Below are 11,683 nucleotides of genomic sequence, written 5' to 3'. Positions count from 1 at the left end.
CTCACCGCGCCGGCCGTCCGCCTTCGGCGGGCTCCGGTGGAAAGTCGATCCTGCGGGCGGAACCGTCCTCGGCGACGGCGATCGTGGCGTACCGGTCTCGCCGCTCGGGCAGGAGCCGCACCGTGACCTGCGCGCCGGCGCGCGCCCCAGTCAGCACCCCGACGGCGGCCTGCCGGACGTCGTGCAGCACGGTGCTGTCGAGGACCGGCGCCGCCTTCCGGTCGTCCAGCAGCAGCACGCGGACGCCGCGTGCTCGCGCCTGCCACGCGGCCTCGGCCAGTTCGGGGACATCGAGCCCCGGAGCCCGGATGCGGTCGCGCAAGCCGGCCTCCACGAGCAGACACATCGCCACTTCCCGGTCGGTCAGCGGTTCACCCGAGGCGATGCGCTCGAGCAGCGGCCGCACCCGGTCCTGCAGCTGTCGGATGCGGTCGCCGCGGACCGCCAGGGGCTCCCCGTCCGCCCCGCCCCGTTCCCCCAGGCCCCGTTCTCGCAGGCCCCGTTCTCGCAGCCTGCGCATGGCACTGATCTGCCGGACGCGTGGCCGGATGATCATCGCGAAGAAGGTGGCCGCTGCCAGTATCCCGATGTTCCCGGGCACCGCGATCTGCGCCGCCGTCACGAAGTCGATGTCGCGAGCCTGGGCCGCCACGGCCGTGGCGAGCACGCCCAGGAGTCCGCCCGCCCAAGCGATCGCGATCTGCCCGCGCACCGCGAGGACCAGCGACGTCAATGCCACGGCGCCGCCGAGTGACAAGACTGCCGCACGGTCGCTCACCTCGGCCGCCCAGACGGACAGCCCGGACGCGGCCACGCCGGACGCCGCCACGGCGACCGCGTGCCACGGCCGCATCGGGTCGGACGGCGAGCGCAGTCCGGCGACCCAGCCGGCGCCCAGGATCACGAACCCGCCGACATACGCGGCCGGCGCCCGCACGTCGCCGCTGGCCAGACCGAGTGCGGCGAACGCCGTCCAAGCACAGGCCACCACCAGCGCCGCGCCCCGGCTCCGCAGACCGAGCACGGTCGCGACGTCGGCACTCCCCTGCTGGGCGGCGCGGTCTGCCGCAACCCGATCCGGCGCGGTCATCCGACGCTCACCGCCGCCGGTGACCAGCGCAGACGGACAGTGCAGCCCTGTCCCGGCCTGCTGACGACGACGGCCTCTCCACCGCGGAGCACGCCGACGCGATGGCGGATGCTCAGCGCCAGCCCGAGGCGGTCCGCAGACACCGCTTCGGGATCGAAGCCCACCCCGTCGTCGGTCACCACGATCTGGATCAGGTCGGGCCCGATTCCGATGAACACCGCCGTCGCAGCCGCGGCGCCGGCGTGGACGACGCTGTTACGCACGGCCTCGGCGGCTGCCTCGGCCAACGCCGAGATCACCGTGTCGGGACAGGCGATCGCGTGGTCGTCGATCTCGACCGTCACCGGCAGATCGCCGTCGATCCGAGCGATCACCGCCCGCAGCCGGGCCACCGCCTCCCTGGCGCCCACGTCGTCGGGCGTTCCCGCTTCATCGGCCAGCCGGTCCAGCGCCTCGAGGGCACCGGCGGCCTGGTCGGCCACTCGTGGGTCGTCCCGGTCGGCCGCCACCGCCACGAAGGTCGAGAGCACATAGTCGTGAATGAGGGCGTCGACCCGCGCCGCCTCCACCTCTGCCACTCCCTGAGCGACTGCCGATTCGGCTTTCGATCGGGACTCGTCGAGTTCCGCGCCGAGCCGCAGCACCCGATGGGCCAACAGAACACACACCGACGTGAACACGATCCCGAAGAGCGCCTCCTCCACCGCCGACCACACATCGGCGCCGGTGACGTACCAGACCGCGACCATCGCACCCAGAAGCTTGGCGACGGCCAGCAGTGCGATCGCCTCGCGGACCGGCCGCACCAGGACCGCTGCCATGCCCACCAGGCCGGCGAAGTCGAGGATCCAGAACGCCGGGCTCTGTGTCTCGGCGCGGCACAGCGCCAGCCACAGCACCGCCGCGGCGAACAGGCCGATCGCGCACGAGAGTGCAAGGGCCGCGATGCCGCGATGCCAGGCTCTCACCAGCGAGGCCGCCAACAGTGCGAAGCCCGGGCCGAAGGCGAGCAGGGCGGCGGCCACCGGGTACCACTGCGGCAGCCGTCCATCGGCTTCAGACGCCATCTGCGGCAGCGCGATCACCGCGTAGATGAGATAGCCGATGCCGACGAACCTGGCCAGGGAGGTTCGGACGCGGTCACGCTGAGGGTCGCCGCCGAGAACCGTTCCCATCGAATGTCGCCGCCCGCCGTCCGGAGATCCGGACAGCGGGCGGCGACTTCTGATGAAAGTCCGGGTCACCACTCCTCTAGTGTCGTATACCCGTCCTGCAATGCGCGAGCGAGAAGGTGCGCTTTCGTCGGTGCCGGGCGGCCGACGGCCGCGTACTTGGCACGAATCCGCGAAATATGCGTGCTCACGGTCGACTGAGAGATGAAGAGTTTGTTCGCGGCGTCCTCTTTCGACTCCGCCGCCATCCACGCGAGGAGCACTTCGACCTCACGTGTCGACAGTGCGGGTCGCGACGGAGGTGCGACGACCAGATGCGGCAGTACTGCTGCATCGACCACCGGCGCCGTCATGCGGGGCACCCGCCCATCGTTGATTCCGACCTCGAGTTCGGCAACGCTCACAGGCGATCCTCCTGTCAAATCCCCGACCGGCTGTGGTTGGCACCTGAACAGGAATCGCCCAGGCTCACAATCAACGTTACGAACGGCGTCGCCGCCCCGGTAGACCCAGAAATAGGGACATCTTCGGGCGTTCCGCGCGCTGTGACGCACGGCATGTGAGCAGCGGAGAAGGCCCCTCAGGAGTCCCGGAGCGGCATCGGGAGCCAGCCGTCTTCGACCGCACGTTTGAACAGGTCGAGTTTGGTGCGCGTGGGACGGCCCGCATCGGCGTACTTCTGCCGGATCCGCTTCAGGTACTCGTTGACCGTGTCCGGGGTGACACCCAACTCCTGTCCGACGCTGACCGACGTCCCGCCGGACGCATACAGCGTCAGCACTCGTTGCAGCTGCGGACTCAGGTCGACGGCATCGAGGTTCGGGTCACCGTCGATGGCGGCCGCCCACTCGGTGGTCAGCACTTCCTCGCCGCCGGCCGCGGCGCGGATCGCGGCGAGGATCTCCTCCTCGGAGGCGGACTTGAGAACCACCGCGAGCGTCCCCGCGCGGGCAGCCGAGCGCAGCAGGTCCGGATGCTCACCGGAGGTGTAGACGACCGTCACGATGCCGTGATCGGCGAGCGTGCTGACGTTCTCCCGCGGGGTGGTTCCGTCATTGAGACGCAGGTCGAGGATCACGACGTCGAGATCCGTCGCCTTGTCCAGGAGCTCGGCCACGGTGGGTGCGGAGCCGACGAGTTCGAGGTCGTCCTGACGCTCCAGAATCCTTTCGATCCCCCATACCGGCGACTGGTGGTCGTCGACCATCCCGACGCGAACGACCCCGGACTCGGGCGTCCGCGGACCGCCGTCGTCGTCCATGTGCTTCGTCATCTCCCCATCCCCTGTCCGATACGAACATCTCGGACGTCTTCAAACTATCGAACGCCTCCGACAAGATCTCGGTGTTCCTTCGTTCGGGGGACCAAAGTCCGTGACATGCGCCATCTCCTTCACCAGGGAACTCACCCGCAACGCCAGACTCACGACGTAGCGTGAGACAGATGACTGACATGCGAGTTCACGACGTTCTGGGCGTCGACGTCGAGATGCCCGTACGGATCCGGTCGGCACGCTGCTTCGTCGCCGGGTTCACCGCCGACACCGAAGCCGTGCGCGCCGCCGTCCGCCGCCGCGGCGACCTGGACCTGGCACCGTTGCAGGTGCGCCGCGGACGAGCACTGTGCATGCTCGTCTTCGTCGACTACCGGGACGGCGACCTCGGGCCGTACAACGAGTTCGGCGTCTGCTTCCTCATGCAGCCGCCCGGGCGGCAGGCCTCGACGCTGTCCGCGATGCGATCCCTGGCGTCGGCCGACGCTCATGCGTTGATCCACGATCTGCCGGTGGACGGCGAGTTCACTCTGGCGGCCGGCCGCGGGATCTGGGGCTTCCCGAAGATCCTCGCCGATTTCGAGGTCGACCACGACTCGGCGGTGAAGCACGGACGCGTCAGCCAGGAGGGCAGGCTCATCGCCGACCTCACCGTGAGCCGCGGCGTCCCGGTTCCCGACAGCGCGCGCGACACCGTTCTGCAGGCGTATTCGCAACTCGACGGCGTCGCGCGCCGGACCCCGTGGCGTCTGACCTCCACCTCGGGAACCAGGACCCGACTGGGTGGCGCGCGCCTGACGCTGGGCGACCACCCGATCGCGGACGAACTGCGGCGCCTGGATCTGTCCCGGCGCGCGCTGATGGCGTCGTCGGTGGCCGACCTGTCGATGACCTTCGACGATGCGACCGTGCTCACCCCGGCACCCTGACGGCGACATCTGCTGTTAGGCTTGCCTAAATAATCCCGTCTGACCACTAGGAGAGCCATGACCGCCATCCGAAACCTCCGTCGCCCCGCCGCCGCGCTCGCGGCCGTCGCCGCCACCACCGCACTGCTGGCGGCATGCTCGAACTCCGACGACGACACCGCGAGCACCGCCTCCGCTTCGCAGTCGGCGAGCGTCGAATCGAGCGCCATGGCCGGTGTCGAAGGCCTCGACAACGCCAAGGCACAGGAGATCATCCGGACCGCGGTCGACGGCAACACCTCGATCGACGACCTCTCCAAGGTGGTCGACACCTCGACTCCCGGGTCGGCCGAGGCGCTCAACGCCTTCGCCAAGGCCTCCGGTCCGGCCGGCTACACCCCCGACGCCTACACCGTGAAGTCGGTCAAGGCCGACGGTGAGAACAAGGCGGTGGCCGTGACCGCCGTCAAGTCGCCGCACGCTCCGGCACCGGTCGACATCCAGCTCGCGATGGTGAAGCAGGACGGACAGTGGAAGCTGGCCGGCGCCTCGGTCACCACGCTGACCTCGATGATGCCCAAGCACTGACCGGGGATCTCGACTCAGTCTCCGCACCGGCGGCGCTCCTCAGTCCGAGGGTGCGCCGCCGGTGTCGTCTCTCCAGGCCAGTTCACCGGCGGTCGAGACCGCGCACACGCGCCGCCGCGTACGGGTGCCGTCGGATTCGCCGATGGACGCCACCACGTCCCGGCCGGCGGGAAGCAGACGGGCGGTCACCCCGCCCCGCCGCGCCCGGGTGAGCACCGCGACGAGTTCGGCGTGGAGGGGGCCGTCGGCGACCCCGCCCCGCGCGTCGACCCGCCGGTCGTCGAACAGCCGGACATCGACACCGCGCTCCCGCGCCGCAGCCGCGGCGTCCCGCACCGGCTGCGACATCCAGCCGCGGCCGCGGACCTCATCCCTCAGCTCGGCCTCCACCAGTCGCGCCCGCATCACCTCGCCGGGCGAGAACCCGTCACCCACTGAGAGTCGTTCCAGAAAGGGCCGGACCTCCTCGTTGAGGGCGTCGAGCTGCGCGCGCCGCTGAATCAGCGTCGCCTCGTGCGCGGCGCTCGCTTGGACGGCCGCGACCTCGCGGCGGTCGAGCACGCGGGCGAACGCCAGCAGCGGCCGGACGTAGAGCATCATCAGCGAGGCCGGCACCATCGCCGCGAGCATGCGCAGCGCCACCGGGACCGCCGTGCCCGGACGCCAGCCCCACGCCGCCACCGCCACCCACGACAGTCCGATCACCAGCACGAACCCCAACCACGCCCACCTCGCCCGGCCGCGCACGATCAGCAGACACATCGCGACCGCGTACGCGATCATCGGCGCGCTGGGGCGCACCCAGTTGGCCGGTCCCACCGGAATCGACCACCACACCACCGCGCCCGAGGCCGCGCCGAGACAGACCACGACGATCGCCGCCGGCCGCGACAGCGGGTCGTCCACACCGCAGGTCGCCAGACACAACGATGCGGCCAGACCGATCGATCCGACGACCATCGCAGTGAGCTGTGCGAAGCTGAGGTCGAGCCGTGGCAGGAACAGTTCCACCACCACGTACGCGACCATCACCGCTCCCACGGCCACCCGCAGTCCGGGGCGGCCGAGACCGAGCATCTCCCCCATGGTCTCCGGTCCCCGGCCGGGCCGCGCGTCGCCGGACGGGTGCGGGGCGCGGCGGACCGTCGCGGTCACGGCCTGCGCCATTCCAGCGACACTATCGTTCCGTCGGACGCCGAGGAATCGATCCAGGCGCCGCCGCCGGGCTGTTCGCGCATGCGGCGGAGGATTCCGAGTTCGATGCCCGCACGGTCGGGCGGCACGCGGTCCGGATCGAAGCCGACGCCGTCGTCGACGATCCGGAGACGGATGAGGTGTGCGTCGAAGACACCGACGAGTGCGTGCGAGGATCCCGGCCCGGCATGGGTGACCGCATTGGCGACCGCTTCGGCGGCCGCGTCGACGAGTGACTCGACGAGCACGTGCGGGTACTCGATCTCCGGATCGTCGACCCGGAGGTCGATCATCGTGTCGTCGCCGATCGCGTTCACCGCCTCTCGCAGCCGGAGGACCGACTCGCGAGCCGAGACGTGCAGGGGCGGCCGGTAGGGGGCCGAACGGCCGTCGAGGTCGGCGAGCGCCGTGGCCGCCTCCCTCCTCGTCTCGGCGTCGGCCGGGTTCTCCGACACCAGTCTGAGCATCGCGACCACTCCGTCGCGCACCACCGCGTCGAGCCGCTCTCGCTCAGCCGTCCGGGCGGCTCGACTCGCGGCATTCGCACTCGCCGCCAGGATTCGGTCCCGGCGCGCATCGGTCTCGCGCAGCGCACGCATCATCGAGTACTCCACCGTGAGGAACACACCGACCAGTGTGGCGGTCAGCAACGAGTTCGCATAGCCGATGGTGCCGAGTTGCCCCTGCTTCACGTACTGCTGCGCGGTCGCGAGCAGGATCAGCACGAATGCCGTATACGTCACCGTCACCCGGGGCCGGTACACCGTCGCCATCACCACGGCGGGCAGGACCACGGTGTTGGCGGGCCAGATCGGCGGCGACCCGTACGTCGACGGCGCCGCACCGCCCTTCCACGCGACGAGCCACAGCACCACGGCGGCCGCATTGGCGACGCCGAGGAGCAGGGAGAGCGGACCTACGCGGCGCCCGTTCCCGAACGACGCGTCCAGGAGCAGGGCCATCGCCGATCCGCCGACGAGCGAGATGCTGACCGGGAGCCACCACGCCTCCACCAGGACCACCACCTGGTCGTAGTACGCGAGCATCAGGGTCGGCACGAACAGCGACGTGATCGCCATGCAGACCGCGGCGCCGCGCCGCATCCGGAGTTCGTTCACGACTCCACCACCCGGGTGCGTCCGCCGCTGAACTCGACCCGCCGCCGAGTGCCGCCGTGCGCCACCGTCACCGATGCCACCGGGCAGCGGCCGGGCGGCGCCACGCGGGCCACCACCTCGCCTTCGGATAATGCGTCGAGTTCGGCGCACAGGACCGTCGAGACCTGCGCCAGGATCACTGCGGCTTCGTCGACGGTCACCTCGCTCAGGCCGCCGTCGTCGAGCAGGGTCACCGACACGCCGCGGTCTCTCGCGCGCCACACCGCCCTGCGGACCTCGGAGGTGTCGAATGACGGCGCTCGGATGCCATCGCGCAGGAGGGCCTCGATCAGCCGTGCGGTCCGGACGTCGGCTCCGGTGACCTGATCGGCGTCGAGCACGTTCTCCAGCAGCGGACGCACCCTCCCGTCGATCCGCGCGATCCGCTCCTCACGTGCCAGCAGCGCAGCCTTCCCCGCGCCCTCCTCGTCGGAGGCGCGCTCGTGTCTGGCGGCCAGCGCGTCGAGTTCCCGGAACAGCGGCGACAGCATCGCCGTGGCCGCCGTGGCTGCGGCGAGGAGCACCGCCGTCGTGGTCTGGACGGTGCTCCACCAGTGGGTCGCGCCGGTGACCGCGCCGAGCACCAGACCGAGGGCGATGCCGCTCAGTGCACCCACCCAGGCGATCACGGCCCGGCTGCGGAACACCAGCAGTGTCTCCAGCACGAAGGCCGTGACGAACATCGGCAGGTATGCGTGGGCGTCGGTGACACCGTCGGCCGCGACGGCCACCCACACCACCGCCTGCGCCACCAGCGTCAGACCGATGGCCACCAGTGCCGGGCTACGGCCGAATCGCCCCGGGGGCGGAGAGAGCGTCACCGCGAAAGCCGCGGTGTAGAGCGCCAGCCCGCAGCCGGCGCCGACCCAGTACGCGAAGCCCCGCGGTTCCACCGCACCGCGGACCGCCATCAGAATGCCCAGCGCAACGAGGTATCCGGCCAACACCACCACCATCGGTGCACGACGCACCGCAGGTTCGGTGATCGTTCTTCTGGGCTCCACAGCGGCGCTCACCGGTCAGCGCCCGGATCGGCCCAGCCGAGTTCCACTCGGGTTCCGGCGCCCGGAGCACTGACCACCCGGCTGGTGCCGCCGTCGAGCTGGCGCATCCGTTCCAGAATCCCGAGGGCCACCCCGATGCGGTGCGCAGGAATCGCCTCCGGGTCGAATCCGACTCCGTCGTCCACGACCACCGCGCTGATCCGGTCGGGCCCCACGCCGCAGAGCACGGCGCCGGACGCCTCGGGGCCGGCGTGCCGATGGAAGTTGCGTACCGCTTCCCCGACCGCTTCGATCACGGTGTCGGCCGCCGCGGCCGGGAACTCGGTGCCCGGCGGAGCGGAGACCACGGCTTCCACCTCGACCCCGGAACCGAGATCGTCGACGGACAGACGCAGTCGCTGCAGGAACTCGGTCGCCCGGATCCGCTCCGCGCCCGGCTCCACCTCGGTCGACCAGTTCGCGAGTTCGTCGAGCACACCCGAGATGTTCTGCCGAAAGCCCACGGACAGCGGCCCGGGTCGCAGAGCCGTCAGGAGCGCGATGAGGCGGTCGTGCACCATCGCGTCGATCCGGCGCCGTTCGGCGTCGCGGACGTTGCTCCGCAGCAGTGCCACGGCTCGCGCGGCCGCCTCCTGCCGCTGTTCGTCGAACCGGTGCGCTGCGCTCATCACCGCCCAGCAGATGCCCAGATAGATTCCGGCGAGGGCCAGAACCCACAGTCCCGCGGCGAGGTCCACCCAGGCCACGCCTCCCGAGGCGATCGAGGCGACGAGAAGGCTGAGCCCGCCGGCGACCACGAGGTTCGCGACCGCGAAGCCGAGCCTGCCGCACAACACCAGCAGGCAGCTCGCGATCTGGGGGATGAAGACGATGCCGTGATCGAACCCGTTCGCCGGAACCTGGCCCACGTGCCCGTCCCACCCGGCGAACCAGGCGGCGATCAGCGCGAGGAAGGCGAGGGCACAGCCGACGGCCACCGGTTCGAGCCGATCGATCCGGCGGGTGACCCCGACGGCGACGACGGCGAGCGCGGAAGCCAGGACGACGGCGATGCCCAGCCACCGCCACCAGTGGCCGGTGAGCGCGAAGTAGCGGTCGAGATCGCCGGGCGCGAGGAAGAAGATACCGAGATAGGTGAAGCCGAATACGGTGGTGCCGGTCGCCTGCATCCGCGCCGACACCGACGGCACCGATCGACTAGCCGGCATCGCTCCCTCTCCCGACCCGGCGAGACCGCGGTTTCCCCAAGCGTGAAACGTCGCCCGAACGGGCCGGTCAGGCGTTCTTCTGGTCTGCTTCCATCGCGTCGATCAGACTCTGCGGGCGCAAGTCGGTCCAGTTCTTCTCCACGTACTCCAGGCACGCTTCTCGACTGTCCTCGCCGAACACCTTGGTCCAGCCGGCCGGGATGTCCGCGAACGTCGGCCACAGCGAATGCTGGTTCTCCGCGTTCACCAGAACGTAGAACCGGCCGTCTTCATCGTCGAACGGGTTGGTCATCACTCATTCCTTCCGGCCGCCGCAGTCCGGTGCGGCGGCCCACACAGCAGAGCCCGGCGGGCCTCATCCTCCGGCCAGTCAACCGGTCACACCTGACGATAATCGCAGCCCGGCGGCCGATTCCGCAAAAACATGCCGGGCGCGCGCTGCGATGTGCTTTGTTAAACAATTGCAACTTTGGCCACAGAGGCCCCGCAGCACCGCGCTCACCTGCAAAAACAGCGGCAAACCGGACCGCCTGCACATACGTTCGGACCGATCGCGAGCAGTTCTGGGAACTAACCCCTATCGCGGACCGTTGTCAGCAGGACATACTCATTCAAACGCACGACCACAGCGGCAGCTAGAGAAGTACAGGTGATCACCATGAGTAGCGATCTGCTCGAACGCATCGAAGACCGCAGCATCACGATGCCGCGGCTCGTCGCCGTCCGCCTCGCGGGCAAGCCGGTCACCTATGCCGAACTCGCGGACGAGATCGCTTGCCGCCTCGAGGCCGGCGGTTACTCCGACCACTCGGCGAACGCCGCGCTGTTCGCCGCGCTCATGAACCTTCTCCCCTATCGCCTCCGCACCGTCGGGCCCCATGAGGACCTTCGCATCGTCTCTTCGGCCATCCGCTGGCTCAACGCGTACCACGGCACGGGCGTTGAAGAGCGGCGCCTTCAATCTGTCAGCTGAACGGACTATCGGCCGACCCCGATCATTCTGTTACAGCTTCCGATCCACATCGCGAGTGTTGAGTCTGCGATATAGATCACACACGACTTGGGGCGGGTAGCGTGTCCGATTCGACGGATCTGATCGCAGATTCATCTGAAACGCCGACACACCCAGATCTGTCCGCCGACAAACTCCGAACTGTCCGCATTGGGCGGTAGGGTTCGGCTTTGTGACTCACCCAACTCTCTCCGTCATGGTTCCGGCGCTCAACGAGGAGGATTCGATCGCGCAGACGCTGACCCGTCTCTGCGAACAGATCGAGGACCTCAACGAGATCATCGTGGTCGACAACGGTTCGACCGACCGCACCGCCGAGATCGTCAGCGAGTGCAGCGCGCGGGAGCCGCGGATCCGTCTGGTCAGCGAGACCCGCCCCGGACTGATATTCGCGCGCAACGCCGGATTCGAGGCCTCGACGAGTGAACTGACGGCGCGCCTGGACGCCGACACGGTTCCGCACCCCGGCTGGGCCCGCTCCATCCGGGAGTTCTTCGCCGACATGCCCGACGACGTGGTGCTCGCCACCGGCCCCCTCACCCCGTTCGACTCTCCGTTCAAGAAGACCTTCGAGAAGTCGAATCAGCGGCTCATCGCGCGGGTGCGGGCCAAGTCCGACGACCCGCGCGGAATCGTCGGTCTGCACATGGCCACCGGCGGCAACAGCGTTCTGCGCACCGCGGTGTGGCCCACGATCCGGGACGCCGTCTCCGACCGCCCGGACGTGTACGAGGACTTGGATCTGTCGCTGTGCTGCCGGGAGGCCGGCTACCGGATCGCCTTCATCGTCGGCATGGCCGCCGACAGCTCGGCACGCCGTTTCCGCAGCAGCCCGCGCTCCTACGGCCGGTACATGCGGCAGTTGCCGGAGACCTACCGCATCCACGGGCTGCACGGCGAAGCCCGCAAGAGCCGCCTGCAGGTGCTGAACAACCGGGTCCTGCACCTGTTCACCTGGCTGCCGACCCGCGCGTACGACGCGAAGACCGGGACGATGTCGTTCCGCCGGATCTTCCGAAGCGACGACCCGAGCGACACCGCCCGCGTCTGAATCCGAGCGGCGCCGCCGGGGATCGG

The 11,683-nt window shown here is 69.6% G+C and carries 13 protein-coding genes; 4 read left to right on the top strand and 9 right to left on the bottom strand.

Going from position 1 to position 11,683, the window contains the following annotated elements; genetic code table 11:
- Position 1: 1 nt before the first annotated feature.
- The 4 genes from ACE11G_RS03820 to ACE11G_RS03805 all read right to left on the bottom strand — a co-directional run bounded on the left by ACE11G_RS03820 (position 2) and on the right by ACE11G_RS03805 (position 3,535).
- Positions 2 to 1,090 carry a hypothetical protein gene (locus ACE11G_RS03820; protein ID WP_222111233.1) on the bottom strand — a complete coding sequence of 363 codons (1,089 nt, stop codon included), beginning with the start codon at positions 1,088 to 1,090 and terminating at the stop codon, positions 2 to 4.
- Positions 1,087 to 2,265, bottom strand: a complete 1,179-nt coding sequence (locus ACE11G_RS03815; RefSeq protein ID WP_375003742.1) for an ATP-binding protein — start codon at positions 2,263 to 2,265, stop codon at positions 1,087 to 1,089. The genes ACE11G_RS03820 and ACE11G_RS03815 overlap by 4 nt, the downstream gene beginning before the upstream one ends.
- A gap of 65 nt (positions 2,266 to 2,330) precedes the next feature.
- Positions 2,331 to 2,615: a LuxR C-terminal-related transcriptional regulator gene (locus ACE11G_RS03810; RefSeq protein ID WP_085950743.1), complete on the bottom strand. Its 285-nt coding sequence runs from the start codon at positions 2,613 to 2,615 to the stop codon at positions 2,331 to 2,333.
- Positions 2,616 to 2,842: 227 nt separating this feature from the next.
- Positions 2,843 to 3,535, bottom strand: a complete 693-nt coding sequence (locus ACE11G_RS03805; protein ID WP_375003740.1) for a response regulator — start codon at positions 3,533 to 3,535, stop codon at positions 2,843 to 2,845.
- 170 nt (positions 3,536 to 3,705) lie between these two features.
- Between ACE11G_RS03805 and ACE11G_RS03800 the strand changes: the two genes are divergently transcribed.
- Together ACE11G_RS03800 and ACE11G_RS03795 are read left to right on the top strand one after the other, a co-directional pair.
- The gene (locus tag ACE11G_RS03800) at positions 3,706 to 4,464 is read left to right on the top strand and encodes an acetoacetate decarboxylase family protein (protein ID WP_278124784.1); all 759 of its coding nucleotides are present in this window, start codon (positions 3,706 to 3,708) and stop codon (positions 4,462 to 4,464) included.
- 57 nt (positions 4,465 to 4,521) lie between these two features.
- Positions 4,522 to 5,031 carry a hypothetical protein gene (locus tag ACE11G_RS03795; protein WP_006895626.1) on the top strand — a complete coding sequence of 170 codons (510 nt, stop codon included), beginning with the start codon at positions 4,522 to 4,524 and terminating at the stop codon, positions 5,029 to 5,031.
- Between the two features lie 39 nt (positions 5,032 to 5,070).
- Here ACE11G_RS03795 and ACE11G_RS03790 read toward each other — a convergent pair whose 3' ends face one another.
- The 5 genes from ACE11G_RS03790 to ACE11G_RS03770 form a co-directional block, all read right to left on the bottom strand.
- Positions 5,071 to 6,198, bottom strand: a complete 1,128-nt coding sequence (locus ACE11G_RS03790; protein ID WP_375003737.1) for a hypothetical protein — start codon at positions 6,196 to 6,198, stop codon at positions 5,071 to 5,073.
- Positions 6,183 to 7,343: an ATP-binding protein gene (locus ACE11G_RS03785; RefSeq protein ID WP_375003735.1), complete on the bottom strand. Its 1,161-nt coding sequence runs from the start codon at positions 7,341 to 7,343 to the stop codon at positions 6,183 to 6,185. Before ACE11G_RS03785 ends, ACE11G_RS03790 begins: the two co-directional genes overlap by 16 nt.
- Positions 7,340 to 8,353, bottom strand: a complete 1,014-nt coding sequence (locus tag ACE11G_RS03780; protein ID WP_308128707.1) for a hypothetical protein — start codon at positions 8,351 to 8,353, stop codon at positions 7,340 to 7,342. Before ACE11G_RS03780 ends, ACE11G_RS03785 begins: the two co-directional genes overlap by 4 nt.
- A 41-nt stretch (positions 8,354 to 8,394) precedes the next feature.
- Entirely contained in the window at positions 8,395 to 9,594 is a 1,200-nt protein-coding gene (locus ACE11G_RS03775; protein WP_045540000.1) for a sensor histidine kinase, read from the bottom strand.
- A 67-nt stretch (positions 9,595 to 9,661) separates the two neighbouring features.
- Positions 9,662 to 9,886, bottom strand: a complete 225-nt coding sequence (locus tag ACE11G_RS03770) for an MbtH family protein (protein ID WP_006895631.1) — start codon at positions 9,884 to 9,886, stop codon at positions 9,662 to 9,664.
- Positions 9,887 to 10,243: 357 nt separating this feature from the next.
- Here ACE11G_RS03770 and ACE11G_RS03765 point away from each other — a divergent pair, with 357 nt between their 5' ends.
- Complete coding sequence (locus tag ACE11G_RS03765; RefSeq protein WP_006895632.1) at positions 10,244 to 10,567, top strand: hypothetical protein; 324 nt, start codon at positions 10,244 to 10,246, stop codon at positions 10,565 to 10,567.
- A gap of 211 nt (positions 10,568 to 10,778) precedes the next feature.
- Complete coding sequence (locus ACE11G_RS03760) at positions 10,779 to 11,657, top strand: glycosyltransferase family 2 protein (protein ID WP_062365893.1); 879 nt, start codon at positions 10,779 to 10,781, stop codon at positions 11,655 to 11,657.
- The last annotated feature ends 26 nt before the right edge of the window (positions 11,658 to 11,683 follow it).

Origin of the sequence: Gordonia sp. PS3 (assembly GCF_041950545.1) — a bacterium.
In the GTDB taxonomy this organism is placed as follows: Bacteria; Actinomycetota; Actinomycetes; order Mycobacteriales; family Mycobacteriaceae; genus Gordonia; species Gordonia sihwensis.
The sequence above is the reverse complement of the archived record's forward strand: the minus strand, read 5'-3'. Positions and strand labels throughout refer to the sequence as shown.

Coding starts and splice junctions, on each gene's coding strand:
- ACE11G_RS03770 (WP_006895631.1), bottom strand. CDS start 9,886: ATGACCAACCCGTTCGACGATGAAGACGGCCGGTTCTACGTTCTGGTG.
- ACE11G_RS03795 (WP_006895626.1), top strand. CDS start 4,522: ATGACCGCCATCCGAAACCTCCGTCGCCCCGCCGCCGCGCTCGCGGCC.
- ACE11G_RS03820 (WP_222111233.1), bottom strand. CDS start 1,090: ATGACCGCGCCGGATCGGGTTGCGGCAGACCGCGCCGCCCAGCAGGGG.
- ACE11G_RS03775 (WP_045540000.1), bottom strand. CDS start 9,594: ATGCCGGCTAGTCGATCGGTGCCGTCGGTGTCGGCGCGGATGCAGGCG.
- ACE11G_RS03815 (WP_375003742.1), bottom strand. CDS start 2,265: ATGGGAACGGTTCTCGGCGGCGACCCTCAGCGTGACCGCGTCCGAACC.
- ACE11G_RS03810 (WP_085950743.1), bottom strand. CDS start 2,615: ATGACGGCGCCGGTGGTCGATGCAGCAGTACTGCCGCATCTGGTCGTC.
- ACE11G_RS03790 (WP_375003737.1), bottom strand. CDS start 6,198: ATGGCGCAGGCCGTGACCGCGACGGTCCGCCGCGCCCCGCACCCGTCC.
- ACE11G_RS03805 (WP_375003740.1), bottom strand. CDS start 3,535: ATGACGAAGCACATGGACGACGACGGCGGTCCGCGGACGCCCGAGTCC.
- ACE11G_RS03800 (WP_278124784.1), top strand. CDS start 3,706: ATGACTGACATGCGAGTTCACGACGTTCTGGGCGTCGACGTCGAGATG.